Source organism: Miltoncostaea oceani (assembly GCF_018141545.1).
GTDB lineage: Bacteria > Actinomycetota > Thermoleophilia > Miltoncostaeales > Miltoncostaeaceae > Miltoncostaea > Miltoncostaea oceani.
In genome coordinates, this window is the sequence record NZ_CP064356.1 from 2,924,690 (window position 1) to 2,949,828 (window position 25,139).

At 76.1% G+C, this 25,139-nt stretch carries 20 protein-coding genes and 1 pseudogene; 8 read left to right on the forward strand and 13 right to left on the reverse strand.

What is annotated here, in order from left to right; all coding sequences use genetic code 11:
- Positions 1–33 precede the first annotated feature (33 nt).
- The 6 genes and pseudogenes from IU369_RS15005 to IU369_RS15030 all read right to left on the reverse strand — a co-directional run bounded on the left by IU369_RS15005 (position 34) and on the right by IU369_RS15030 (position 5,556).
- On the reverse strand, positions 34–1,644 hold the full coding sequence (locus IU369_RS15005) for a glucosyl-3-phosphoglycerate synthase (RefSeq protein WP_217921791.1): 1,611 nt from the start codon (positions 1,642–1,644) through the stop codon (positions 34–36).
- Positions 1,645–1,691: 47 nt separating this feature from the next.
- Positions 1,692–2,270: an SAM-dependent methyltransferase gene (locus tag IU369_RS15010; protein WP_217921792.1), complete on the reverse strand. Its 579-nt coding sequence runs from the start codon at positions 2,268–2,270 to the stop codon at positions 1,692–1,694.
- A complete protein-coding gene (locus tag IU369_RS15015) occupies positions 2,267–3,346 on the reverse strand; it encodes an acyl-CoA dehydrogenase family protein (RefSeq protein WP_217921793.1) in 1,080 nt (359 codons plus the stop codon). The genes IU369_RS15010 and IU369_RS15015 overlap by 4 nt, the downstream gene beginning before the upstream one ends.
- An 11-nt stretch (positions 3,347–3,357) precedes the next feature.
- Positions 3,358–3,897: pseudogene (locus tag IU369_RS15020) on the reverse strand (polysaccharide deacetylase family protein); the annotation flags it as partial.
- A 49-nt stretch (positions 3,898–3,946) separates the two neighbouring features.
- Positions 3,947–4,633 carry an HAD family hydrolase gene (locus IU369_RS15025; protein ID WP_217921794.1) on the reverse strand — a complete coding sequence of 229 codons (687 nt, stop codon included), beginning with the start codon at positions 4,631–4,633 and terminating at the stop codon, positions 3,947–3,949.
- Positions 4,634–4,701: 68 nt separating this feature from the next.
- On the reverse strand, positions 4,702–5,556 hold the full coding sequence (locus tag IU369_RS15030; RefSeq protein ID WP_217921795.1) for a VOC family protein: 855 nt from the start codon (positions 5,554–5,556) through the stop codon (positions 4,702–4,704).
- Between the two features lie 110 nt (positions 5,557–5,666).
- Here IU369_RS15030 and IU369_RS15035 point away from each other — a divergent pair, with 110 nt between their 5' ends.
- The 5 genes from IU369_RS15035 (at position 5,667) to IU369_RS15055 (ending at position 13,769) form a co-directional block, all read left to right on the forward strand.
- Positions 5,667–5,888: a hypothetical protein gene (locus tag IU369_RS15035; RefSeq protein WP_217921796.1), complete on the forward strand. Its 222-nt coding sequence runs from the start codon at positions 5,667–5,669 to the stop codon at positions 5,886–5,888.
- A 151-nt stretch (positions 5,889–6,039) separates the two neighbouring features.
- On the forward strand, positions 6,040–10,389 hold the full coding sequence (locus tag IU369_RS15040; protein WP_217921797.1) for a multifunctional oxoglutarate decarboxylase/oxoglutarate dehydrogenase thiamine pyrophosphate-binding subunit/dihydrolipoyllysine-residue succinyltransferase subunit: 4,350 nt from the start codon (positions 6,040–6,042) through the stop codon (positions 10,387–10,389).
- 6 nt (positions 10,390–10,395) lie between these two features.
- Entirely contained in the window at positions 10,396–11,769 is a 1,374-nt protein-coding gene (lpdA, locus tag IU369_RS15045) for a dihydrolipoyl dehydrogenase (RefSeq protein WP_217921798.1), read from the forward strand.
- An 85-nt stretch (positions 11,770–11,854) separates the two neighbouring features.
- Positions 11,855–12,580: a lipoyl protein ligase domain-containing protein gene (locus tag IU369_RS15050; protein ID WP_217921799.1), complete on the forward strand. Its 726-nt coding sequence runs from the start codon at positions 11,855–11,857 to the stop codon at positions 12,578–12,580.
- Positions 12,581–12,590: 10 nt separating this feature from the next.
- A complete protein-coding gene (locus IU369_RS15055; RefSeq protein WP_217921800.1) occupies positions 12,591–13,769 on the forward strand; it encodes a CapA family protein in 1,179 nt (392 codons plus the stop codon).
- 25 nt (positions 13,770–13,794) lie between these two features.
- Here the strand turns inward: IU369_RS15055 and IU369_RS15060 are convergent, their stop codons facing one another.
- The 4 genes from IU369_RS15060 to IU369_RS15075 all read right to left on the reverse strand — a co-directional run bounded on the left by IU369_RS15060 (position 13,795) and on the right by IU369_RS15075 (position 16,967).
- On the reverse strand, positions 13,795–14,130 hold the full coding sequence (locus IU369_RS15060) for a hypothetical protein (protein ID WP_217921801.1): 336 nt from the start codon (positions 14,128–14,130) through the stop codon (positions 13,795–13,797).
- 127 nt (positions 14,131–14,257) lie between these two features.
- On the reverse strand, positions 14,258–15,922 hold the full coding sequence (locus IU369_RS15065; protein WP_217921802.1) for a thiamine pyrophosphate-binding protein: 1,665 nt from the start codon (positions 15,920–15,922) through the stop codon (positions 14,258–14,260).
- 7 nt (positions 15,923–15,929) lie between these two features.
- Entirely contained in the window at positions 15,930–16,229 is a 300-nt protein-coding gene (locus IU369_RS15070; protein ID WP_425516827.1) for an ATP-dependent Clp protease adaptor ClpS, read from the reverse strand.
- A 24-nt stretch (positions 16,230–16,253) separates the two neighbouring features.
- Positions 16,254–16,967 (reverse strand): CHAP domain-containing protein, encoded by a 714-nt coding sequence (locus IU369_RS15075; protein WP_217921804.1) that lies wholly within the window; start codon positions 16,965–16,967, stop codon positions 16,254–16,256.
- A 168-nt stretch (positions 16,968–17,135) separates the two neighbouring features.
- On the opposite strand from IU369_RS15075, the gene IU369_RS15080 reads away from it, so the two are divergent.
- Genes IU369_RS15080 through IU369_RS15090 form a run of 3 tightly spaced genes read left to right on the forward strand, consistent with a single transcriptional unit; the run spans position 17,136 to position 23,059 of the window.
- The gene (locus IU369_RS15080) at positions 17,136–18,320 is read left to right on the forward strand and encodes an inorganic phosphate transporter (protein ID WP_217921805.1); all 1,185 of its coding nucleotides are present in this window, start codon (positions 17,136–17,138) and stop codon (positions 18,318–18,320) included.
- Positions 18,317–18,541, forward strand: coding sequence for a hypothetical protein (locus IU369_RS15085; protein WP_217921806.1), 225 nt, complete (start codon positions 18,317–18,319; stop codon positions 18,539–18,541). Before IU369_RS15080 ends, IU369_RS15085 begins: the two co-directional genes overlap by 4 nt.
- A gap of 45 nt (positions 18,542–18,586) precedes the next feature.
- Positions 18,587–23,059 carry an Lhr family helicase gene (locus tag IU369_RS15090; RefSeq protein ID WP_217921807.1) on the forward strand — a complete coding sequence of 1,491 codons (4,473 nt, stop codon included), beginning with the start codon at positions 18,587–18,589 and terminating at the stop codon, positions 23,057–23,059.
- A 43-nt stretch (positions 23,060–23,102) separates the two neighbouring features.
- Here the strand turns inward: IU369_RS15090 and IU369_RS15095 are convergent, their stop codons facing one another.
- The 3 genes from IU369_RS15095 to IU369_RS15105 all read right to left on the reverse strand — a co-directional run bounded on the left by IU369_RS15095 (position 23,103) and on the right by IU369_RS15105 (position 25,079).
- The gene (locus IU369_RS15095; RefSeq protein ID WP_217921808.1) at positions 23,103–23,993 is read right to left on the reverse strand and encodes a fructosamine kinase family protein; all 891 of its coding nucleotides are present in this window, start codon (positions 23,991–23,993) and stop codon (positions 23,103–23,105) included.
- Positions 23,990–24,415: a low molecular weight protein-tyrosine-phosphatase gene (locus IU369_RS15100; protein ID WP_425516828.1), complete on the reverse strand. Its 426-nt coding sequence runs from the start codon at positions 24,413–24,415 to the stop codon at positions 23,990–23,992. The genes IU369_RS15095 and IU369_RS15100 overlap by 4 nt, the downstream gene beginning before the upstream one ends.
- A 70-nt stretch (positions 24,416–24,485) precedes the next feature.
- Positions 24,486–25,079 carry a hypothetical protein gene (locus IU369_RS15105; protein ID WP_217921810.1) on the reverse strand — a complete coding sequence of 198 codons (594 nt, stop codon included), beginning with the start codon at positions 25,077–25,079 and terminating at the stop codon, positions 24,486–24,488.
- Positions 25,080–25,139 lie beyond the last annotated feature (60 nt).

The window sequence follows — 25,139 nt, forward strand, 5'->3', positions numbered from 1 at the left end:
CCGGCCCCGGGCGCCGCGGCGCCCGGGGCCCGGTCACCGCACGACGCTGAGGGAGCCACGCGCCTCGGCCATCGGGGGGCGCTCCAGGAGCGACACGTCGCGCGGGCGCACCGTCCCGTCGGCGCCGGGCACGAGCATCCGCCCCGCCGCGAGCGCCGCGAAGGCGTCCTCCGGCAGCCCGCGCGACAACCCGGCGCACATCACCTCGAGGGCCATCGCCCCGAGGGCCCGCAGGGGCTGGTGCCGGTTCTGGCGCGTGCCGAGGTCCACCTGGGCCATCGCGTCGAGCCCGTGCGCCCGCCACACGTCGATCAGCATCGACGTCTCCACGCCGTAGCCGACGGGAAACGGCAGGGTCTCGAGCACCGACCGCCGGCCGGCGGTCTCGCCCGCGAGGGGCTGCGCGAAGCACCCGAGCTCGGGTGCGACGAGCGACAGCACCGGCCGGGCGACGAGCTCCGTGACGCGGCCGCCCTCGTCCGGCAGGAGGGTGTCGCCCGCGCGCATCGGGCGCGAGAACGTGCCCTTGACCAGCACCACGTCGGGCTCGTCGATCAGCGGCCCGAGGATCCCCGTGACGAACGTCGGGGTGAAGTCGGTGGTGTCGGCGTCGACGTAGGCGATGAGGTCGCCGCGGGCGACCGCCAGGGCACGCCACATGGCGTCCCCCTTGCCGCCGCACGGACCGAGGTGCGGCATGACCTCCGACTCCTGCACCACCCGCGCGCCGTGCGCGCGGGCGACGTCGGCGGTGCCGTCGGCCGAGTCGGCGTCGATCACCAGCACCTCGTCGACCAGGCCGACGCGGACGAGGGGCTCGATCGCGTCGATGATCCCGCCGATGGTCCCCGCCGTCTCGCGGCACGGGAGCACGACGGTGACGCTCTCCCGGCGTCGGCGCGCGAGGTCGGACGGGTCGAACCGCGACCCCTCGTAGCACCGCCGGTCGCTCCACGCGTCGACCCGCAGGTCCGCGGAGAGCCCGTGGCGGACGCGGCCCTCCGTCCGTCCCGACGTCCGGACGCGGACGGCGCGGGAGCGGACGATCGGGATGCCCGCGGCCACGAGCGCGCCCTCCAGCGCCTGGTCCTCCAACGCGACCCGCTCCGGCACCCCGCCGACCCGGCGGTGGGCGGCGACCGTCAGGCCGAGGGAGGCCCCGCTGAAGAACGGGTGGGCGGCGTCCGCCCCTCCGGCGGCGGCGCGGCGGTCGCGCAGCCGGGTGTCGCGGCGGCGCAGCGCCCCGGGCGCCAGCCCCTCCTCGTCGACCTCGATCAGGCCCCCGATCGCGTGCGCGCCGTCCGCGACGAGGTCGAGCTGGCGCCGCAGCCAGTCGGGGTCGACGACGGAGTCGGCGTCCGTCGAGGCGATCAGCCCGTCCTCCCGGCCGACGTGCTCCAGCCGCCGCGCCGCCTCGAGCATCCCGAGGCGCCGGGCCGGGCCCGCGCCGTGGGCGCCGGCCGGCAGGAGGTGGAGCCGCAGCCCGGGGAAGGCCGTCGCGGCGGCGGCGGCCCGGTCGGCGGTCGCGTCGGTGCAGGCGTCGAGGACGAGGATGACCTCGTACGCCTCGGGGGCGACGCCCCGCTGCGCGCCGAGGGCGGTCACGCACGCGCCGATGCGCTGCTCCTCGTCGTGCGCGGGCACCACCACGCACGCCGTCAGAGCCGGGTCCGGTGGCCGCGGGACGCCCGTCACGAGGGGCGGTCGAAGCGGTCGAGGCGGTACTCGGGCCACATCCCCGAGCGGCCGATCTCCAGGGCGCCGGGGGCGGACCGCAGCAGCGTGTGCACCTCGTCGCCCCCCTGGGGGTAGTGGCGCACCGGTCCGCGCCAGTGCACGGCCAGCAGCGACCCCCCCGGCGCGACCGTCGCCTTCAGGCGCTCCCAGAGCGACGCCAGGGCCGGCGGGTCCCAGTAGTAGAGGACCTCCGAGCAGACGATCAGGTCGAACGGCCCGTCGGGCATGTCCGCGGGGATGCTGCGCCGCTCGACGCGCACCCCCGGCGTCCCGGCGACCCGTGCCGCCGCGGCCTCGACGGCGCGCGGCGCGGCGTCGACGGCGAGCAGGTCGTCGCACCAGGGTGCGAGGCGCTCGGTCAGCACCCCGATGGAGCACCCGATCTCGAGCGCCCGGGCGAAGCGGCGCCCGTCGAGCGCGTCGATCGTGACGGCGTACTTGCGGCGTTCGTAGTCGCTCGTGGCGAGGTCCCACGGGTCGGGGTCCGCCCGGTACAGCTCGTCGAAGTACTCGGCGCTCATGCGCGACCTCACCTGCGGCGCTCCTCGATCAGGGCCCGCCCGGTGCGCGCCAGCATGGGCTCCAGGCGGTGCTGGAGCAGGAACAGGTCGAGGTCGCGGCGGCAGCGGTCCAGGTCCCCGCCCCCGGCCAGCGCACGCGACCCGGCGGCCCGCACGCCCTCGTCGAGGATGACCCGGCACGCGTCGGCGACCGCCGTCCGCAGCGCCACCGACGCGGCGCGCAGGTCGCGGCGGGGGTCGCGGGCGGCGGCGGCCGCCCAGTCCATCCAGCGGTCGATCGTGCCGCGGGCCGCGGCGACGCGGCCGGCGGCGAGGCCGGCGAGGTCGTCGGGCTCCCCGCGGGCGGCGAGGGCGTCGAGGGCGGCGTCGTGGGCGCGGTCGGCGATGCCCGCCCACGACGCGGCCGTGCGGATCGCGTCGCGCGGGAACCACGGGTCGCGGACGATCTCGCCGGGGCCCCCGAGGACCGCGACGACCCGCGCCCGGTGGAAGACGACGCGGTGGCTCTCGGAGGAGCGCAGGCCGGACGCCCGGTACCAGCCCCGGTCGACCTCGACGTCCTCGGTGAGGTCGACGTACGCCAGCCGGGCGTCGCCGCGGTCGTCGCGGGCGACGACGAGGGCCCGGTCGACCCCGCCGGCGCCCGAGCAGAACACCTTCACCCCGTCGATGCGGCCGTCGCCGGTGAGCCGGGCCGGGTCGCCCTCGCCGGGGGCGGGGTCCGCGCCCCACACGCCGATGCGGCGACGCCCCGCGCGCACCGCGTCCATCTCGGCGGCGGCGAGGTCGGGTGGGGCCAGGACCCCGACGCGCTCGACCCCGTTGAGGTGCCCGTCGACGATCCGGCCGACCGATCCGTCGGCGCGGGCGACCCGCCGGGCGAGGTCCCACTCGGCGGCGTGGTCCGGCAGCCCGGCGCCGGCGGTCGCGACGGTCGCCGCCAGGGCGCCCGCCCGCTCCAGCAGGCCGATCGCGTCCTCGGGGAACGCCGGCGGGGCTGCGTCGCGCGCGGCCGCCCCCGCCGCCACCCGGGCGAGGGCCTCCTCCAGGTCGGGAACGGCGGGGGCGGCGGGGGCCGGCCCGGCCACGGCCCCGGTCGTCACGCGGTGCCAACGGGGGAGCCCATGACGTCGAGGGCCAGGCCCTGCACACGGGCCTCGCGCGCCAGCGGGGCGAGCAGGCGCAGCGTCTGCAGGCAGTCCGCGCGACGCGCGCCCGGGCCGAGGCCGTCGTGCATCAGCACGCTCCCGCCGGGCGCGAGGTCGTCGCGGATGGCGTCGAGCATCTCCTCGGCCGTGTCGCCCCTCCAGTCGTGCGTGTCGGCGGTCCAGCGGACGAGCGTCAGGTCGCGGGCGGCGGCGACGTCGGCGGTCCACTCCGCGGTGTCACCCCACGGCGTCCGCCACAGCCGGGGGGCGACACCGAGGCCGGCGAGCACGGCGAGCGCCCGGTCGGTCTCGTCCTCCACCACGTGCCGCGCCGAGCGGCTGTGGCGTTCGTGCGTCCAGCAGTGCAGGCCGATCTCGTGGCCTCCGTCGCCGATGTCCCGCACGATGTCGGGCCGCGCCGCGGCGAGGGGGGCGATCACGAAGAACGTCGCCCGCGCGCCGAGGCGCGCGAGCTCGCGGAGGACGATCGGCGTCCACGCCGGGTCGGGACCGTCGTCGAACGTGAGCGCGAGCCCCCGGTCATGCGTCGCCGACGTGGCGTCCCTCCGCGCGGAAGGGCGGGTCGCCGAGGCGCTCCACCAGCTCGTCGAGGGAGTCGTACACCGCCGCGGCGCCCGCGGACACCAGCTCGCCGGCGCCCGTGCCGCCCGTGAGGAGGCCCACCGACGGCAGGCCCGCGCGGTTCGCCGACTCGCAGTCCCAGATCGAGTCGCCGATCATCACGGCCGGCCCGCCACCCGCCATCCCCAGGGCGACCTGCAGCAGGTCGGGCTCGGGCTTGGTGGCGTCCACGTCGCCGGAGGTGGTCCAGCCCGTGACGAGGTCGCGTCCGTCCACGAGGTCGAGGTAGCGCTCGGCGTCCTCCGCCGGCGCGGAGCTGGCGATCACGACCGACCGCATGCGGCGCGACAGGGCCTCCAGCAGCGCGTGCGCGCCGGGGAGGGCGACGACCTCGTCGATCAGCTCGGCGTACCGCTCCTTCTCGGCGGCGCGCAGGCTCTCGCCGTGGGCCTCCTCGGCCTCCTCGCCCGCGAGCGCGGGGACGAGCTGGTCGCCGCCCATCCCGATGTGGCGGTGGATGCGGCGCAGCTCGACCGTGATCCCGTGGGCCCGGAAGGCCCGGTGCCACGCGATGGCGTGCTGGTAGTTGGAGTCGACGAGGGTCCCGTCGATGTCCACGATCGCCGCCGTGTGTCCCTCGTCCATGCTCACGTCCTCAGGGGGGATGGAGCAGGGTGGTACCCCGGCGCGCGACCGGGCGAACGTGCGTCCGCTCACCCCCGGGCGGCGAGCTCCATGCGGTTGCCGGACGGGTCGGTCGCGACGACGGCGTCGCCGTCGGGCACGACCTCGTGACCGGCGTCGGCGATGCGCCCCGCGAGGGCGTCGACGTCGCCGGACGTCGGCAGGTCGACCCGGAAGCGGGCGAGGCCGCGGCTGCCGGCGGGGGGCGACGGGGCGTCGCGGGTGCCCCACGTGTTCAGCCCGAGGTGGTGGTGGTAGCCCCCGGCCGAGACGAACAGCGCGCCGGGGTAGCCGCGCACCGTCGGGTCGAAGCCGGCGAGGCCGGCGTAGAAGCGCTCCGCGGCGTCCGTGTCGTGCACCTGCAGGTGGACGTGCCCCATGACGGTGCCGTCGGGCATCCCCTCGTCGGGGGTCCCCGCGGGCAGGGACGCGAGGACGCCGTCGAGGTCCATCGGCAGCGTCGCCATCTCGAGCTGCCCGGAGGCGTCGTGGGCCCACTCCCCGCGCGGCCGGTCGCGGTAGATCTCGATGCCGTTGCCCTCGGGATCGTCGAGGTAGACGGCCTCGCTGACGAGGTGGTCCGACGCCCCCGAGAACCGCGCGCCCGCCGCGGACGCCCGGTGGAGCGCCTGTGCCAGGTCGGCGCGACCCGGCACGAGGAGCGCCATGTGGAAGAGGCCCGTCGTGCGCGGCGGGCGCGCGGGGGCGGCGGGGTCGCCCTCGAGCTCGACGAGCGTGCGCCCCCCGGCGCCGAGCCGCACCCGGCCGGCGCCGCGCTCGATCACGTCCAGCCCGATCGCGCGGGCGTAGAAGGCGGTGAGGGTGTCGAGGTCGCCGGCGACGAGTCGCACGGGCCCCATGGTGGTGTCGGCGGGGATGCTCATCGGACCGTCCATTCGTTTGTGCGCTCAACTATACCGCACACGGGATCCACAGGACGAGCTAGACCATCGGGGGGTCGGAATGGCTTCGGGGGCCGCCTAGGATCCCATCCGTGAACGAGAACCCGATGGACGAGATCAAGGTCCTCTCCCTCGCGGAGCCGCCGGTGGACGAGTGGGAGCGCCAGGGCGCCCTCCGCGAGCTCACCCGCGTCGCCCGCGATCTGGAGCTCGAGGACGCCGACGCCGTCGTCGCGCGACTCGGTCGCCTCACGCAGAACCAGCGCGAGGCCGTGGCCGAGGCGATGGAGCGGATCCTGGAGATGGGCGCCTAACACCCGCGGTGCGGGTGGGGGCCGGCGCCGCCGAGGCGCCGGGCACCCGATGGCCCGCTCCGGGCAGGAGTACGTGGCCGTGCGCACAAGTGAGCGCCGTGGACCCGGATCGGCCCTCCGCCCCTTCGACGCGATAGCCTAGGAACTCGGCGTGTCAACGACCTCCTCCCAGACCATCCAGGTACTCCTGCCCGAGCTCGGTGAATCGGTCACCGAGGGCATCGTGGTCGAATGGAGGGTCGCCGAGGGCGACGTCGTCGAGACGGGCCAGCCGCTCCTCGACGTGACCACCGACAAGGTGGACGTCGAGGTCCCCGCCCCCGCGGCCGGGCGCATCACCCGCATCGTCGCCGCGCCGGGCGAGACCGTCGAGGTCGGCGCCCTGCTCGCCGAGCTCGCCGCCGGCGACACCGCCACCGACGGCTCCGGCAACGGCGCCCCCGCCCCCCCGGCCCCCGCCGCCAACGCGGCGCCCGCCGGTGACTCCGCGCCCGCCGCGGCGCCCGCGGCCCCGGCCGACGACGGCCCCGCGACCATGGTCCCGATCGTCCTCCCCGACATGGAGTCGGTCACCGAGGGCGTCGTGGTGGAGTGGCGCGTCGCCGTCGGCGAGACCGTCGCCGCCGAGCAGATCGTCGTCGAGGTCTCGACCGACAAGGTCGACCTCGAGGTCCCCGCCCCCGCGGCGGGTCGGCTCGAGTCGATCGCGATCCCGGCGGGCGAGACCTTCACGGTCGGCCAGCCCCTCGGCGAGATCGCCGCGGGCGCGTCCGGCGGGGCGACCCCCGCCCCCACGGCCGGGGAGCCCGCCCCCGCAGTGGACGCCGGCCCCGCCCCCGACGGCTCGGCCGCCGCGGGCACCGAGTGGCCGCAGATCAGCCCCGTCGCGCGTCGCCTCGCGATCGAGCACGGCATCGACCCCGCCACCGTCACCGGCTCCGGCCCCGGCGGCATGGTCCGCAAGGCCGACGTCGTGGAGGCCGCGTCGCGACCCGCCGCGGCCGCCGCCCCCGCCCCGTCCGCGGCCCCCGCGGTCGCCGGCGAGGAGGCCGTCATCCTGCGCGGCCCCGCCGCGGCGCTCGCCGGCTACATGGACGAGAGCCTCAAGATCCCGACGGCGACGAGCTTCCGGACGCTGAGCGTCGCGACGCTCGACGCGCAGCGGCGGCAGATCAACGCCGACCTCGCCGCCGCCGGGCAGAAGGGCAAGCTGTCGTTCACGCACCTGATCGCCTGGGCGATCGTGCGCGCCGTCCGCTCCCAGCCCGTCATGGGCACCGGCTTCGACGTGGTGGACGGCAAGCCCCACAAGCTCGTCCGCGAGGCCGTCAACCTCGGCCTGGCCGTGGACGTCGAGCGCAAGGACGGCAGCCGCTCGCTGCTCGTCCCCGTCGTCCGCGACGCCGCGTCCGGCGGGTTCGGCGCCTTCCGCGCCGCCTTCGACGACCTCGTCGGCCGCACCCGCGCCGGCCAGGTGAAGCCCGACGAGCTGCGCGGCGCGACCGTCACGCTGACGAACCCCGGCGGCATCGGCACCATCGCCTCCGTCCCGCGCCTCATGCCGGGCCAGGGCACCATCGTCGCGACCGGCTCGATCGCCTACCCGCCCGGGCTCGCGTCGGTGCGTCCCGAGACCCTCAAGGACCTCGGCGTCGAGAAGGTCATGACCGTGACCTCGACGTACGACCACCGGGTCATCCAGGGCGCCGAGAGCGGTGCGTTCCTCGCCGAGATCGACCACCTGCTCTCCGGCGACGACGGCTTCTACGAGGACGTCCGCGCCGGGCTCGGCCTGGGCGCCGCCGCCCCCATCGCCGTCGCCGCGCCGGCACCCGTCGCCGCGTCCGCGACCGCCGGCGCCCCCGTCGTCACCGACGACGAGCTGCTCGCCGGCGTCGCCGCCGCGATGTCCGTCGTCAAGGCGCACCGCAGCCACGGCCACCTCGCCGCGCGCCTCGACCCGCTCGGGTCGGAGCCGCCCGGCGACCCGGCCCTCAGCACCGAGAACGTCGGCCTGTCGCCCGAGGTGATGGCCCGCATCCCGGCCTCGCTGCTGCGCGTGAAGGTCCCCGGCGACTCGTTCGCCGCCGCCCTCCCGCACCTGCGCGCCGCCTACTGCGGCAACATCGCCTATGAGATCGAGCACATCTCCGACCACCAGAAGCGGCTCTGGCTGCGCGGCGTCATCGAGTCGGGCCGCCTCCGCGCCCCCCTGTCGGCCGAACGCCGCATCGCCGCGCTCGAGCGCCTCGTGCAGGTGGACGCCTTCGAGCGGTTCCTGCGCCGCACGTACCTCGGGCAGAAGACCTTCTCGATCGAGGGCGTGGACGCCCTGGTGACCATCACCGACCAGGTGATCGAGCTCGGGGCGGACGACGGCGCCTCCCAGGTCGTGCTCGGGATGGCCCACCGCGGCCGCCTCGCCTTCATCACCCACGTCGTCGGGCGCCCCCCCGAGTCGATCCTCGCCGAGTTCGAGGGCCACATGGCCTTCGAGTCGGGCGAGGAGGACATGCGGGAGACCGCGGGCGACGTGAAGTACCACCTCGGCGCCGAGGGCACCTACGTGAGCCGCGCCGGCCGCACCGTCACCGTCCGCCTCGCCGCGAACCCCAGCCACCTCGAGCAGGTCAACGCGGTCGCCGAGGGCCACACCCGCGCCATCCAGACCCAGCGCTCCGGGCGCGACCCCGTCCACGACCCGTCGTCCGCGGTCCCCGTGCTCATCCACGGCGACGCCGCGTTCACCGGCCAGGGCGTCGTGGCCGAGACGCTCAACCTGCAGGCCCTCAAGGGCTACAGCACCGGCGGCACGGTCCACATCATCGCGAACAACCAGATCGGGTTCACGACCGACCCGTACGACTCGCGCTCGACCTACCACGTCAGCGACCTGGCCCGCGGGTTCGACATCCCCGTCATCCACGTCAACGCCGACGACGTGGACGCCTGCATCAGCGCCGCCCAGATCGCCGCCGCCTACCGCTCGCGGTACCAGCGCGACGTGCTCATCAACCTGATCGGGTACCGCCGCCTCGGGCACAACGAGCTCGACGAGCCGGCCTACACGCAGCCCGTCATGAGCCGGACGATCAAGGCGCACCCGCCGGTCAGCAAGATCTACGGCCAGAAGCTCATCGACGAGGGCATCGCGACGCGCGAGCAGGTCGACGCGATGATCGCGACCGCCGAGCGGCGGATGCGCGAGGCGCACGAGGCCGTCACGAGCCGCGGCGAGCTCGGCACCCAGGGCAACGCGGAGAACGGCCGGACCGGCGTCCGCAAGACCCAGCCGCTCGCCACCGCCGTCGCCGAGGAGACCCTGCGGAGCCTCAACGAGCAGCTGCTCGCGGTCCCCGACGGCTTCACGATCCACCCGAAGCTGCGCCCCCAGCTCGAGCGCCGCCGCGAGGCCCTGGAGACCGACGAGGCCGCCATCACGTGGGGCCACGCCGAGGCGCTCGCCTTCGCGTCGCTCCTCACCGAGGGCGTCCCCGTCCGCCTCACCGGCCAGGACTCCGCGCGCGGCACGTTCAGCCAGCGGCACCTGGAGCTGCACGACGTCGGCGAGGGCGAGACCTGGACCCCGCACACCGGGCGCGTCCACACGCCGCTCGCCAACCTGCTGCGGGCGTCCGCGTCGCTGGAGCTGCACAACAGCCCCCTCTCCGAGGCGGCCGCGGTCGGCTTCGAGTACGGGTACAGCACCCACGCGCCCGAGACGCTGGTCCTCTGGGAGGCCCAGTACGGCGACTTCGCTAACGGCGCCCAGATCATGATCGACCAGTTCCTCGTCTCCGGCCGCGCCAAGTGGGGCGAGACGTCGCGCCTGACGCTGCTGCTGCCCCACGGGTACGAGGGCAACGGCCCCGAGCACTCCTCCGCGCGCATCGAGCGCTTCCTGCAGGCGGCGGCCGAGGACAACATCCGCGTCGCCAACTGCAGCACGGCCGCGAACTACTTCCACCTGCTGCGCAAGCAGGCGCTGACCGACCACCAGCGGCCGCTCATCATCTTCACGCCGAAGAGCCTGCTGCGGGCCAAGAGCGCCTCGTCGCGCCTCAGCGACCTGTCCGACGGCGCGTTCCACCCCGTCTTCGACGACGCCCGCACCGAGGGGCGCCGCGACCAGGTCACCCGCCTGATCCTCTGCTCCGGCAAGGTCTTCCACGAGCTCGACGGCCACGAGGACCGCGACGCGCACCCGGAGCTCGCGATCGGCCGGGTCGAGCTGCTGTTCCCGTTCCCCGACGAGCAGATCACCGAGCTCGTCGCCTCCTACCCGGGCCTCACCACGGTGACCTGGGTCCAGGAGGAGCCGCGCAACATGGGCGCCTGGGAGTTCGCGCGCCTCCAGCTCGAGCGCGTCTTGCCCGAGGGCGTAACCTTGGAGTACGTCGGCAGAGCCCGGCGCGCGAGCACCAGCGAGGGGTACCCGCAGGCCCACCAGGCCGAGCAGGAGCGACTCCTCCGTGCCGCACTGAATCCAGACCAGGAGTAACCACTCATGAGCGAGCCCTCGCGGGTCGTCGTGCTGGGCGGCGGCCCGGCAGGCGACGTCGCCGCCCTGCGCGCCGCCCAGCTGGGCGCGACCGTGACCATGATCGAGCGCGCGGAGCTCGGGGGCACGTGCCTCAACTGGGGCTGCATCCCCACGAAGGCGCTGCTCGCCACCGCCGACCTGCTGCGCCGCGTGCGCCGGGCCGACGAGTACGGCCTGGTCGTGCCGGAGGTCTCCTTCGACTTCCCGAAGATGATGGAGCGCAAGGAGGGCATCGTCCTCAAGATGCGCCAGGGCGTCGAGGGCGCGGCGAAGCGCAAGGGCGTCAACGTCGTCCGCGGTGAGGGCCGGGTCGACGGCGACGCGGTCGTCGTCGACGGCGAGCGCCACGAGTACGACCACCTCGTCGTGTGCGTCGGCACGGAGCCGTCGGGGCTGCCCGGGTACGACATGGACCACCCCGCGGTGCTGACCTCCAACGACATCCTGCGGCTCGAGACGGTCCCGGAGAGCATGATCGTCGTCGGCGGCGGCGTCATCGGCTGCGAGTTCGCCAGCCTCTTCGCCGCGCTCGGGACCGACATCACGATCGTCGAGATCCTGCCGCGGCTGCTCGCCGGCATCGACAACCGCACCGCCAGCCAGTTCCAGAAGCTGCTGGAGAAGGACGGCGTGACCGTCCACCTGGGCCGCCAGGCCGAGGTCACGGGCTACCGCGACGACGGCGTCACCGTGACGCTCGACGACGGCACCGAGGTCACCGCGGAGAAGCTGCTCGTCTCCGTCGGCCGCCGCTCCCAGGCCGCGGGCATCGGGCTGGAGGAGGCCGGGGTCGAGGTCACGGAGCGCGGCCACGTGGTCGTGGACGAGTACCTGCGCACCGCGAACCCGAAGATCTGGGCGGTCGGCGACTGCATCGGCGGGCTCCAGCTCGCCCACCTCGCCTCCGCGGAGGGCGGGCGCGCCGTCGAGAACGCCCTCACCGGCACGCAGGTCCCGATGGACCGCACCGTCGTCCCGAGCTGCATCTACACCCACCCCGAGATCGCCTCCGTCGGCCTGAACGCCGACGCCGCGAAGGAGGCCGGCCACGAGGTGAAGCTCGGCCAGGCCCGTTTCGTCGGGTCGGGCAAGGCGCTCGGCGAGGGCGAGCCGGACGGCTACGCGCAGCTGGTGATGGACACCTCGACCGGCCTGCTGCTGGGCGCGACGATCATGGGCGTCCACGCCGTGGAGATGATCCACGAGGTCGGCGTGGCCATCGCCGAGGGCCTGACCGTCGCCGAGCTCGGCGAGATCATCCACGCGCACCCGACGGTGAGCGAGATGGTGATGGACGCCGCGCAGCAGGCGGTCGGCGTCGCCCCCTACCTCAGCTAGCCGCAGCGAGACCTGGCGCCGGCTCGGCCCCGCCGGGCTGGCGCCGCGGCACGCCGTCGCCCGGCCGGTCGGCCTGCTGCGGGCGATGCCGGCGGCCGGGCCGGGGGTCGTCTCCTGGTCGCGGGTCACCGCCCCGGCGCTGGTGCTCGGCCGGTCCGGCGTCGACGTCGCCGCCGATCCGGAGGCCGTCGCCGCCGAGGGCGTCGAGGTGGTGCGCCGCAGCTCCGGCGGCGGGCCGGTCCTGTGGGACGCCGACCTGCTGGCGCTCGACGTGGTCCTGCCGCGCGGCCACCGGCTCGCGGAGCGGGACGTGGTGCGCGCCTACCGGTGGCTCGGGGAGGCCTTCGCCGCCGCGTTGCGAACGTGTGGGGTGGGCGACGTGGAGGTGGTGGACGTGCAACGGGCGAGGGCGGATCGGGCGCACCCCGGTGCGGCGGCGCTCGCGTGCTTCGGCGGCCTCTCCCCCTTCGAGGTGACCGCCGGCGGCCGTAAGGTGCTGGGCCTCTCCCAGGCACGCCGGGGACCGGGGACGCTGCTGCAGGCCGGGGTCCCGCTCCGCCTCGACGCCGCGCGCCTCGCGCGCCTGCTCGGCCGCGACGCCGCGTTCGGGCGGGCCCTCGCCGAGAGCGCCGCCGGCGTGGACGAGCTGGCCGACGGCGTCACCGCCGACGCGCTCGTCGCCGCCGTGGACGCGGAGATCGCGGACCGGGCCGGCGTGGCCCTGGCCGGCGACGACCTCACCCCCGCCGAGCACGACGCCGTCGCGGCCGTCGTGGCGGAGGGGCTCGGCGTGGCGCGGGGCGGGGCATAGGATCGGCGCGATGGAGCAGGACCGCCAGGCGCGACGACGCGCCCAGCGCGACCAGGTCCGGCGGCGCCGGCGGACGGTCCTCGCCCTGTTCGCGGTGATGATCGCGGCGGTCGGCGTCGCCGCCGCCCTCCAGGGTGGCGGGGGCTCGTCGGGCGAGGCGCTCGCGCGACCCGGTCAGATCGGGCCGGGCACGTCGGCGTCGACGACGACCACCCCCGCGCCGCCGGTACCCGGCGGACGGGCGATCACCGTCGCCGCGGCCGGCGACACCGTGATGGGCAGCCTCCCCTACGGGCTCCCCCCCGACGGCGGCCGGTCCTTCTTCTCGCGGGTCGACGACCTCCTCGTCGGCGACGTGGTGCTGGGCAACCTCGAGGGGACCCTCGCGACCGGGGGGTCGTCGAAGTGCGGCGCGGGGAGCAGCAACTGCTTCGCCTTCCGGACGCCGCCCTCGTACGCGAGGTGGCTGAAGCAGGCGGGCTTCACGGTCATGACCCTCGCCAACAACCACGCGTACGACTTCGGCGCGAGCGCCCAGCGCGAGACGGTCGCCGCGCTCACGCGGGTCGGGGTGCGCAACACCGGCCGGCCGGGGACCGTCGCGACCCAGGTGATCGACGGCCAGCGGGTCGCCATCCTCGGGTTCGCGCCCTACGAGTGGGCCGACTCGCTGCTCGACATCCCCCGCGCGAAGCGCCGGGTGCAGGAGGTCGCGCGATCCGCCCAGATCGTGATCGTCACCTTCCACGGCGGCGCGGAGGGCAGCGACAGGACCCGCGTCCCGAACGGCCCCGAGACGTACCTCGGCGAGCCCCGCGGCGACCTGCGCCGCTTCTCGCGTGCCGTCGTCGACGCCGGCGCCGACCTGGTGGTCGGCCACGGCCCCCACGTCCTGCGCGGCATGGAGATGTACAAGGGCCGCCTGATCGCCTACAGCCTCGGCAACTTCGCCGGCTACGAGGTGTTCTCGCTCGGCGGTCTGCTCTCGACGAGCATGGTGCTGCAGGTGACCCTCGAGCCGGACGGCCGCCTGCGGACCGGGCGGATCCGGCCGACGTCGCTCGTCGGCGCGGGCACCCCGGCGCCGGGGGTCGACGCGATCACGGTGGTACGGCGCCTGTCGAGGCTCGACTTCGGGGCGCGGGCGCCGCGGATCGACGCGCAGGGCGTGATCCGCCCCCGGACCTAGCCGGGGGCGGATCGGCGGGGCCGCCTCAGCGGGGGGCGGCCACCGCGCCGGGCAGCGTGAGGTGGTGCAGCTCGTAGACGCTCACCGAGGGCGACTCCGCGGGGCCGGCCTCGCCCGGCGGGAGCCCGGCGAGGACCGCGTCCACGACCGGCCGCAGCCGCTCGCGGCGGAACGCCTCCCACGCCTGCTCGGACTCCCAGACGTCCTGGATCCGGAAGACCCCGGTCCCCGTCGTCCCGGACGTGTGGACGATCAGCCCGGCGGGCGGGTCGTCCGCGATGCCCAGACGGCGGAAGACCTCGTCGTGGATCGTGGTGTCCCGGTCCCCGCGGGTCCATTCGGCGATGACGGTGACGGGCACGGCTCCTCCTTCGGCGGTGTGGTGGTGCCCACGACCCAACCGCCCGCCGCCCGTGGTGGCGTCACCCGCGCGGACGACATCGCGGCCCCGGGCCTCCCCCGCGCGGGCGAACCCGCGGGCCCCCGGCTCAGGCCAGGGGGTACCCGACCGGCGGGGTGGACCCCTCGACGCCGACGACCAGCACCGCGGGGCCGGTGGCGGCCCGGCGCCACAGGTCGTCGAGGGCGGCGGGCAGCGCGGCCCGGTCGTCGACGCGGTCGGCGGTCGCCCCGAAGCCGCGGCAGATGCCCTCGAGGCCGAGGCGCGGGGCGTCGAGGCGGAGCCCCGGCCAGTCGCCCTCCGGGCGGCCGGTCATCCCCTCGAGACCGGCCCGCAGGATCTCGTAGCCGCCGTTGTCGGCCACGACGAGCGCGATCGGGAGGCCCTCGTGCGCGGCGGTCCAGAGCGCGTGCACCCCGAACAGCAGGCTCCCGTCCCCCTGGAGGGCGAGGACGCGGCGGTCGCGGTCCGCGAGCGCGGCGCCCACCGCGGCGGGCAGGCCCCAGCCGAGGGCGCTGCCGCGGTGTGCGATCCACGTGCCGTGGCGCCGGGGACCGACGACCGCCCGCAGCCCGCGACCCGACGTGAGGGCCTCGTCGACCACGAGGTCGTCGGGTCCGACCGCCCCCGCGACGGCGGTCGCGAACGCGGACGGGGAGATCCGGTCGCCGTCCGCCGCGCCGGCGACGCGCGCCCGCCCGGTCGCGCGGGCGTCGGCCGCGCTCCCCTCCGCCGCCTCCCGGCGGGCCTCGGACGCGTCGGTGGGGGCGCCGAGGCGGGCGACGAGCGCCGTGAGGGAGGCGGCCACGTCGCCGGGCACCCCGGCGGCGGGGGCGTGGACCTTGCCGATCTCGGCCGGGTCGACCTCGAGGTGCACGAGCGCGGTCGTGACGGGCACCGCCGGCCCCGCGCTGTGGCCGAACAGCCGGAAGACCGGCATCCCGGCGGCGACCACGACGTCGAAGGGCTCCAGGACGGGCCGGATGTCCGCGGCGAACGGCGGCAGGGGGCCACGCCACAGCGGGTGGTCGGTCGGGAGGGTCGCGAGCGCCCCCATCGGCTCGCCGAGGACGGGGGCGCCGAGCCGCTCGGCGAGGGCCGCGAGCGCGGGCACCGCACCCATGTGCGCCACGCCGTCGCCCGCGATCAGCGCGGGTGCGGCGGCGCCTGCGAGGAGCGCGGCAGCGGCGTCGAGATCCGCGGGCGACGGGGCGGGGGCCCCGGGGACCGGGACGGGCACGTGCGGGGGCGGCGCCGGGGCGACCTGCACGTCGAGGGGGATGCTCAGCACCACCGGCCCCCGCGGGTGGGTCATCGCCGTCCGCACCGCCCGGGCGAAGGCCTCCGGTAGCTCGGCGGGGGACGCGACCTCCCACGCGCCCTTCGCGACGGGGGCGGCCATCGCGACGAGCTCACCGCCGAGGAAGGGGTCGCCGGGGAGCATCGACTGCCACTGCTGGCCGACCGTGACGAGCACCGGCACCCGGCAGCGTGCGGCGTTGAGGATCGCCGACATCGCGTTCGCGAGGCCCGGCTGGACGTGGACGTTGGCGACCGCGAGACCGCCGGTGGCCTGCGCCCACCCGTCCGCCATCCCGACCACCGTGGTCTCGTGGAGGCCGAGGACGTACTGGACGGCGGACTGCCGGCCGAGCGCGTCGGTGATCGGCAGCTCCGTCGAGCCGGGGTTGCCGAAGAGGTGCGTCACGCCCTCCGCGGCGATCGCCGTGAGGAGCCAGTCGGCGCCGTTCACGACGGGCTCAGGCCAGGGGGGCCATGGTGAGGCCCGCGCCCTTCAGCTGCTCCCAGTAGAGCTCCGCCTGCTCGCGCTGGCCGCTCCATACACGTGCCTGTCCGGAGTTGTGGATCTTGTTGGCGAGGTCCATGCCGCGGGCCCGGTCGACGCCCGGGATGTACCGGGCGAGCGTCGCCGCGACGTGCTCGAACGTGTTGTGGTCGTCGTTCATCACGATCACGTGGCACGGGTCGCCGTGACCCGAGCCGGAATCGGGCCGGCCCGTGCGTGGCTTGACAGGCGTCGCGGTCCCCACGGGGCGCAGGATACCTCCGGGACCCCCCGCCGGTTAGGAGCCGGGCGGCACCAGCCGGACGAGGCCGGCGAAGCCGCCGGGGCCGTACGAACGGGCCGACACCTTGTCGCTCGAGTTGCCCTCGACCGTCGCGATGCCCCCGTCGGGACGCACGCCGGTGACGATGCCGATGTGGTCGAGCACCCCGTCGCCGCCACGGTCGAAGACCACGAGGTCGCCGACCTGCGGCGGGGCGGAGCCCGCCGGGATGTAGCGCCCCGTGTCCTGCGCCCACTGCTTGACCGTCGGGACGTATCCGAGGCCGCTGCCGTCCGGCCCGACCGGCACGCCCGCCTGCGCCGCCACCCACGAGGTGAAGTAGGCGCACCACGGCCCGACGCCCGACCCCGCGGTGGCGGTGCGGTACTGGGCGATCCGGGCGCCGTCGTTCGAGCCGGCGGGCTCCTCCGCCACCCCCAGCTCGGCCGTCGCGAGCGCCGCGATCCGCTGCCCGCGCCCACCGCCGCCGACGGCCGACACGCCGGCCAGGCCGGGGGTCGTCCCGAGCGACGCCGACACGAAGGGGGAGGCCGTCGTGGTCGTGCCGCCCGCGCCGGCGGCCGTCGCGGCAGGGGCCATGGCCGACGTCAGCGCGCCTGCGAACTCGCCGGTGAGCGGCGCGGCGGTGGCGCCCGAGACGGTCTGCCGGATCTCGTTGACGCGCGCGATCGCCTGCGCGAAGCCGGTGCTCTGGGTGTCGATGGGCAAGCGGTGTCCCTGACGGAGGCGTCCTGTGGGCGGGATCGGCGCGCCGGCGGGCGCCCTTGAGCGCCGGGGCCGCGGGAAACCCGCAGTCGGATGGGAATGTGACCGCGCGGTGAAACACGTGGTCACCACCTTGAAACATCGACCGCCCGGCGGGAGTGTTCCCAGCGGATGGCCGAGGACCTCATCCTGATCGTCGTGGTCGCAACCGCGCTCGCGTTCGACTTCACCAACGGATTCCACGACACCGGGAACGCCACGGCCGCATCCATCGCGACGGGTGCGCTCCGGCCACGGATCGCGGTCGGCTTCTCCGCCCTCCTGAACGTCGTCGGCGCGTTCCTCTCCCTCGAGGTCGCGAAGACCATCGCCGGGGGCATCGTCGACGCCGGCGCCATCACGCTGACGATCGTCTTCGCCGGCCTCCTCGGCGCGATCCTCTGGAACCTCGTGACCTGGCTCCTCGGGTTGCCGTCGAGCTCGTCGCACGCCCTGATCGGGGGCGTCGTCGGCGCGACCCTCGCGGCCCTCGGGACCGACGCCGTCAACGGGACCGCCATCGTCCAGAAGGTCGTCGTCCCGGCGTTCCTCGCGCCGGTCATCGCCGGCGTCGTCGCGATCCTCGCCGTCCGCCTCGCGACCCGCCTGACGCACCGCGCCCCGAAGGCCGGCGCCGAGCGCGGCTTCAAGCGGGGCCAGGTGGCCTCCGCCGGGCTCATCTCCCTCGCCCACGGGACGAACGACGCCCAGAAGACGATGGGGATCATCACCCTCGCCCTCGTCGCCCACGGCACGATCGGCGCCGACTCCGGCGTCCCCACGTGGGTCGTCCTGTCCGCGGCGCTCGCGATCGGCGCGGGCACCTACATGGGCGGCTGGCGGATCATCCGCACGATGGGGACGCGCCTCACGGACATCACCCCGCCGCAGGGCTTCTCCTCCGACACCTCCGCGGCGACCGTCATCCTCACGTCGTCGCACTTCGGCTTCCCGCTCTCCACCACCCACGTGGCGTCGGGGGCGATCATGGGGTCCGGCGTCGGCGCCCCCGGCGCCCACGTGCGCTGGAGGGTCGCGGGGCGCATGGCCCTCGCGTGGGCGATCACCCTCCCCGCCGCGGGCCTCACCGCCGCGGGCATGTACGGCATCGCCGCCGGCATCGGCGGCAACGCCGGCATCGCGGTCGTCGCCGTGATCGCCGGCACGGCCTCCGCCGCGATCTGGCTCGCGTCGCGTCGCGACCGGGTGCACGCCGGCAACGTCACCGACGCCGGCCCGCCGCCGCCCATCGCCGTCGTCACCACCGACGCCGAGGAGGCCCGCGACGAGGGCCCGGCGATGGCCGGGGCGGCGTGAGCGACTTCATCGACGTCGACGCCCTCTGGCGCGTCGCGGCGCTGAGCGCCGCGTTCGGGGTCGGCGTGGTCGGCCTCTACGCCCTCGGCGTCGTCGCGAGCACCGCCCCCGAGGGGTCCACGGGGGGGCTCTCCCCGGTCCGCCGGGTCGTCGCGGTCGCCTGCTTCGCCGTCTGCCTGGTGGTCATCGTCTTCGGCGTCTGGGTGATGCTCGACAAGTAGCACCGGTCCGGGGGTGACCTCCGGCCACGCGGGTACCATCGACGGGTGAGCACGTCGGCGCCGGCGCGGGGGGGTGACCCCGCCCTCTCCCCCTTCCACCCGCTGGTGCGCGAGTGGTTCGAGGCCGCCTTCGCGGAGCCGACGACCGCCCAGCGGCTGGGGTGGCCGCCGATCGCCGCCGGCGCGAACTCGCTGATCCTCGCGCCGACGGGATCCGGCAAGACCCTCGCCGCGTTCCTCTGGGCGTTGAACGGCATCGTCGCCGACCGCCTCGCGGGACGCGAGCCCGCGCGCCTGCTGTACCTCTCGCCCCTCAAGGCGTTGAACTACGACGTTGAGCGGAACCTGCGCGGCCCCCTCGCCGGCATCGCCGCCGTCGCCGAGCGGCAGGGCCTGGAGCCGCCGGAGATCTCCGTCGCCGTCCGCACGGGCGACACCCCCCAGCGCGAGCGGCAGCGGATGCTCCGCACCCCGCCCGACATCCTCATCACCACCCCCGAGAGCCTCTACCTGCTGCTCACCTCCCGCGGCGTGGACATCCTCGGCGGCATCCGCGCGGTCATCATCGACGAGATCCACGCCGTCGCCGGCACCAAGCGCGGCGCGCACATGGCGCTCAGCCTGGAGCGCCTGCAGCGGGTCGTGGAGGCCGACGGCGGTGAGCTCCAGCGCATCGGCCTCTCCGCCACCCAGCGCCCCCTCTCCGAGATCGCCCGGTTCCTCGGCGGCCAGGCCGCCGACGGGACGCCGCGACCCGTGGAGATCGTCGACGCCGGCGCCGCGAAGGAGCTCGACATCGAGGTGATCGTCCCCGTCGACGACATGCGCGAGCTCGGGGAGTTCGAGTCCCCGCCCGGCGAGCTGTCGGACGTCGCGGGGTCCGAGAACCGCCGCCGGTCGATCTGGCCCGCCATGTACCCCGAGCTGCTGAAGCTCGTCCGGGCGCACCGCTCGACGCTGATCTTCGTGAACAACCGCCGCCTCGCGGAGCGCCTCGCGCTGCGCCTCAACGAGCTGGCGGAGGAGGAGATCGCCCGCGCCCACCACGGCAGCCTCGCCCGCGAGCAGCGGACCCTGATCGAGGAGGAGCTGAAGGCGGGGCGCCTGCCCGCCCTCGTGGCGACGAGCAGCCTCGAGCTCGGCATCGACATGGGCGCCGTCGACCTCGTGATCCAGGTCGAGAGCCCGCGCAGCGTGTCGCGCGGCATGCAGCGGATCGGCCGGGCGGGGCACCAGGTCGGCGCCCCCAGCCGCGGCCGCGTCTTCCCCAAGTACCGCGGCGACCTGCTCGAGTGCGCGGCGGTCGTCGAGAGGATGGGCCGCGGCGCGATCGAGGAGACCCACGTCCCCCGCCTGCCGCTCGACGTGCTCGCCCAGCAGCTCGTGGCGATCTGCTCCGGCGACGAGGCGTGGGACGTCGACGACCTGGAGGCGCTCGCGAAGGGGGCGTACCCGTTCGCCGAGCTGTCGCGCGAGCAGCTCGAGGGCGTCCTCGACATGCTCGCCGGGCGGTACCCGTCGGACGAGTTCGCCGAGCTGCGCCCCCGCGTGGTGTGGGACCGCACCGCCGGGACGGTCCGGGGACGCGACGGCTCGCGGGCGCTCGCCGTCCAGAACGCCGGCACCATCCCCGACCGCGGCCTCTACGCCGTCGTCCTCCCCGACGGCGCCCGGGTGGGCGAGCTCGACGAGGAGATGGTCTACGAGGCGCGCAGCGGCCAGACGTTCATGCTCGGGGCGTCGACCTGGCGCATCGAGGAGATCACCCGTGACCGGGTGATCGTCACCCCCGCCCCGGGGGCTCCCGGCGCGGTGCCGTTCTGGAAGGGCGAGGGCATGGGCCGTCCGTACGAGCTGGGCGAGGCCGTCGGACGCCTCGCCCGCGAGCTCGTCACCGCGGGCCCCGAGGTCGCCCAGGCGCGCCTGCGCGCCGAGAGCTCGTTCGACGAGCGGGCGGCCCGCAACCTCGTCGCCTACCTCGAGGACCAGGCGCTCGCGACGGGGACGGTGCCGAGCGACCGCGCCATCGTGGTGGAGCGCTTCCGCGACGAGATCGGCGACTGGCGGCTCTGCCTGCTGACGCCGTTCGGGGCGCGGGTGCACGCCCCGTGGGCCCTCGCCATCGGCGCCCGCATCCGCGCGGAGACGGGCCAGGAGGCCCACACGATCTGGGGCGACGACGGCATCGCGCTCCACCTGCCCGACGCCGACGAGGCGCCCTCCCCGGACATCGCGATGATCTCGCCGGACGAGCTCGAGGAGCTCGTGCTCGGCGAGCTGGCCGGCACCGCGTTGTTCGGGGCCCGCTTCCGCGAGAACGCCGCCCGCGCGCTCCTCATCCCCCGTCGCCGGCCGGGACGCCGGACGCCCCTCTGGCAGCAGCGCCTGAAGGCGTCGTCGCTGCTGCAGGTCGCCCGGCGGTTCGGCAGCTTCCCGGTGATCCTCGAGACGTACCGCGAGTGCCTCAACGACTGGTTCGACCTCCCGAGCCTGCGCGGCGTGCTGACCCGGATCCAGTCGCGGGAGCTGGCGGTGGTGGAGGTCGAGACGTCGACGGCGTCGCCGTTCGCGGGCTCCCTGCTGTTCGAGTACGTCGCGTCGTACATGTACGAGGACGACACGCCGGTCGCGGAGCGGCGCGCGCAGGCCCTGTCGCTGAACCGGGACCTCCTCCGCGAACTGCTCGGCCAGGAGGAGCTGCGCGACCTGATCGACCCCGGCGCCCTCGAGACGCTCGAGGCCGACCTGCAAGGCTTGTCCGACCGCGGCCGCGCCCGCGGACCCGACGGGCTGCACGACCTGCTGCGCCGCATCGGCGACCTGACCGAGGCGGAGATCGCCGAGCGGATCACCGAGCCCGCGTCCGCCGGCGCGTGGGTGGAGTCGCTGATCTCCGAGCGCCGCGCCACCCGGATGCGGATCGGCGGGGAGCAGCGGGTCATCGCCGCCGAGGACGCCGGGCGGTACCGCGACGGCCTCGGCGGCATGCCGCCCTCCGGCCTGCCCGAGGCGTTCCTCGAGACGGTCCCCGACGCGCTGCGGACCATCGTCGCGCGGTACGCCCGTTCGCACGGGCCGTTCCACGCGGTCGACGTCGGCGACCGGTACGCGCTGCCGGCCGGCGTGCTGGAGGCGCCGCTCGCGACGCTCGAGGCCGACGGCACCCTGGTGCTCGGCGAGCTGCGGCCCGGCGGGTCGGGGCGGGAGTGGTGCGACGCCGAGGTGGTGCGGCGCCTGCGCCGCGCGAGCCTCGCGGCCCTCCGCCGGGAGATCGAGCCGGCCGAGCCGCGGGCCCTCGGGCGGTTCCTGCCGGACTGGCAGCGCGTGGACCGCCCCGGCGGCACCCACGGGGTCGAGGCCCTCCGCGACGCGCTCGGCGCCCTCCAGGGCCTCGCGCTCCCCCCGGCGCAGTGGGAGGCCGAGGTCTTCCCGCGCCGCGTGACGGGGTACGCGCCCGCGGCGCTCGACGAGCTGGCGGCGCGGGGCGAGATCGTCTGGGTCGGCGCGGGCGCCGGCGGGGTGGGCGGCGGACGCGTCGCGTTGTACTTCCGCGACGACGCGCCCCTGCTGGGGGCGCCCCCCGTCGACCCGGCGCCGGAGGGCCCGGTCGCCGACGGGCTGCGCGCCGCCCTGGCGTCGGGGGCGAGCTTCTGGGAGGACCTGCTCGCGGCGGGCGAGGCGACCCGCGAGGACGTCTTCACGGCGCTGTGGGCGCTGGTGTGGGCGGGCGAGGTGACCAACGACCTGTGGCTGCCGTTGCGGGCGGCGCGGCGCCTCCCCGCGCCGCAGCGGGCGAGCGGCATCGGGTCGCGGCGGCGGCTCGGTGCGCGCCGGGCGGCGCCGTCCGCCGTCGCCGGGCGGTGGTCGCTGGCCGACCGCCTCTTCCGCGGGGACGTCGACCCGGCCGAGCGGCGGCGGGCGACCGCGGAGCTGCTCGCCCAGCGCCACGGGGTGCTCACCCGCTCGGCGGTGCTGAGCGAGGGCGTGCCGGGCGGCTACTCCGGCGTGTACCCGGCGCTGACCGAGCTGGAGACGCTCGGCACGGTGCGGCGGGGGTACTTCGTGGACGGCCTCGGCGGCGCCCAGTTCGCGATGCCCGGCGCGGTCGAGCGGATGCGCGACCTGCGCGACGCCCCGCTCGACGAGGAGCCGCGCATCCTGGTGCTCGGCGCCGCCGACCCGGCGCAGCCCTACGGGGCGGCGGCGCCGTGGCCGAAGCGCGAGGGGGCCACCCGGTCGCCGTCGCGCGTGTTCGGCGCGCAGGTGGTGCTGGTGGACGGGGCCCCGGCGCTCTACCTGGAGCGCGGGGGCCGCGGGCTGCTCACGTTCGACGCCCCCGACGAGCGGGCGCTCGAGCGGGCGGTGCCGGCACTGGCCGACTGGATCCGCGCCGACCGCCGCCGCCGCGCCACGATCGAGCGGGTCGACGGGGAGCCGGTGTTCGGGACGCCGGTCGAGCGGCTGCTGCTGGAGGCCGGGTTCCGGACCGACCTGCGCGGGCTGGTGCTGCGGGCCTGACGGCGGGCCCCGCCCGTCCACCCGGGCCCGCGCCGGCGCGGGCTCAGGCGTACCGGCGGACGACGCGCTCCACGGAGGCGGCGTAGCCGCCGCCGAAGAGGACGACGTGGACGAGCAGCGGGTGGAGCTGGAACAGCTCGACGCGGTCCTCGTGGCCGGGCGCGAGGGGGTGGTCCTCGGCGTACGCCGCGAACGTCGCGGGGGGGAAGCCGCCGAAGAGGCGCATCATCGCCAGGTCGACCTCGCGGTGGCCTCCGTGGACGGCGGGGTCGAGGATCACCGGACCGCCGTCGGCGTCGAGGATCGCGTTGCCCGACCACAGGTCGCCGTGCAGCCGGGCGGGCGGCTCCGGGGGGCCGCAGAGGTCCGGGAGCCGGCCGGCCAGCGCCTCGATCGCCCGGGCCGTCGCCGGCCCCAGCCCGCCCCCGTCCACCGCCATCCGCGTCAGGGGCAGCAGCCGCCGCTCGGCGAGGAACGCCGCCCACGTGTCGCACGGGGTGTTCGACTGGGGCAGGGGCCCGATCGTGTTGTCGCGGTCGAGCCCGAAGGACGGGGCGCCGTACCGGTGGAGCGCGGCGAGGCCGCGCCCGAACCGCTCGGCGGGCGTCGCGCCGGCGCCGCGGCGGTCCACCGGGGTGGCGGGGGCGATCCACTCGAGCGCGAGGAACCGTGCGCCCGGCTCCTCGCCGACCCCGAGGACCTCCGGGGTGCGGAGCGCGCCGGCCGCGGCGAGCCACGCCAGTCCGTGGGCCTCGGCGGCGAACGCGCCGGGCGGGGCGCCGGGGTGGTGCTTCACGAAGACCGTCCGCCCGTCGGCGAGGGTGACGCGGGCGGCGTGGTTGATGCTGCCGCCGCCCACCGGCACGGCGTCGGCGGGGGCCGCGCCGAGCGCCGCGGCGACGGCGGCGGAGACCGCGGGCGGGAGCGGGCTCACGCCCGCGCGAGCGGCCCCGCCAGCAGGTGGTCGAGCAGGCCGCGGCACGCGGCGTCGACCATGTCGAAGACCTCGGCGAAGCCGTCGGGCCCGCCGTAGTACGGGTCGGGGACCTGCGTGTCGCCGGGTCCCGCCGCGGGGTCGTATCCCCGGAGCAGCCGCACCCGGTCGCGGGCCGCGTCGTCGGGCGCGAGGGCGCGGAGGTCGGCCGCGTTCTGCGCGTCCATCGCGAGGACGAGGTCGAACCGCGCGAAGTCGTCCTGCGTGAACTGCCGCGCCCGGCCGTCCATCAGGATCCCGCGCCCGGCGGCCTCCGCGGTCGCCCGGCCGTCGGGCGGGTGACCGGCGTGCCAGGCGCCGGTGCCGGCGCTGTCGATCAGGATCCGGTCGCCGAGGCCCCGCTCCTCCACCAGCGCGCGCATCACCGCCTCGCCCGTCGGCGAGCGGCAGATGTTGCCGAGGCACACGAAGCAGAGCCGGACGTCCGCCAGCTCAGGCACCCCGCTCGGCGCGCTCGGCCTCGTCGCGGGCCTTCGCCTCGCGCTCGTCCTCCTCGCGCCGGCGACGGAGCTCGTCGCCGAGTTCGGAGGCCCGGCCCTTCGCGCGCCGCCGCGACGTCATCAGGTACCGCACGCCGATGACGGCCGCCGCGCCGGCGATGGCGCCGACGAGGGTGAAGGCGCGGAAGTTCGGCCCCTCGACGTCGAGGATCCGCTCCCCGGCGTGCGACGCCGACCCGGTCCCCAGCACGATGCCGAGCGTCATCAGGTTCGGCAGGGCGAGGAGGATCGCCGCGCCCGCCAGCCAGCCGCGGAGCCGCCACGAGCGGCCCCGGTGGAGCGCGAACGACAGCACCAGCAGCGGGACGAACGTGAAGACGAACCCGTAGAAGAGCCCGATGCCGGTGCCGGCGGCGATGCTGCCGTCGACCTGGTCGGCGATCCGCTGGGCCCACCACCGCGGCACGGTCGCCGCGGCGATGAAGTACGCGACGACGATGCCCGCGAGGATGCCGACGAGGAGGAGGGCGCGACGCGCGAGGGGGTTCCCGTGCCCGGGTCCACGGTCGGCGGTCTGCTCGCTCACGCCGCGGAGTCTGACCGGCCGCGACCCCCGGCGCCAGGCCTCGCGCCCGGGCTATCGTCG

Excerpts from the sequence above, each read along its gene's own strand:
- IU369_RS15025 (WP_217921794.1), bottom strand. The coding sequence starts at position 4,633 with ATGGACGAGGGACACACGGCGGCGATCGTGGACATCGACGGGACCCTC.
- IU369_RS15030 (WP_217921795.1), bottom strand. The coding sequence starts at position 5,556 with ATGAGCATCCCCGCCGACACCACCATGGGGCCCGTGCGACTCGTCGCC.
- lpdA (WP_217921798.1), top strand. The coding sequence starts at position 10,396 with ATGAGCGAGCCCTCGCGGGTCGTCGTGCTGGGCGGCGGCCCGGCAGGC.
- IU369_RS15050 (WP_217921799.1), top strand. The coding sequence starts at position 11,855 with ATGCCGGCGGCCGGGCCGGGGGTCGTCTCCTGGTCGCGGGTCACCGCC.
- IU369_RS15055 (WP_217921800.1), top strand. The coding sequence starts at position 12,591 with ATGGAGCAGGACCGCCAGGCGCGACGACGCGCCCAGCGCGACCAGGTC.
- IU369_RS15080 (WP_217921805.1), top strand. The coding sequence starts at position 17,136 with ATGGCCGAGGACCTCATCCTGATCGTCGTGGTCGCAACCGCGCTCGCG.
- IU369_RS15100 (WP_425516828.1), bottom strand. The coding sequence starts at position 24,415 with ATGCGCGCGCTGGTGGAGGAGCGGGGCCTCGGCGACCGGATCCTGATC.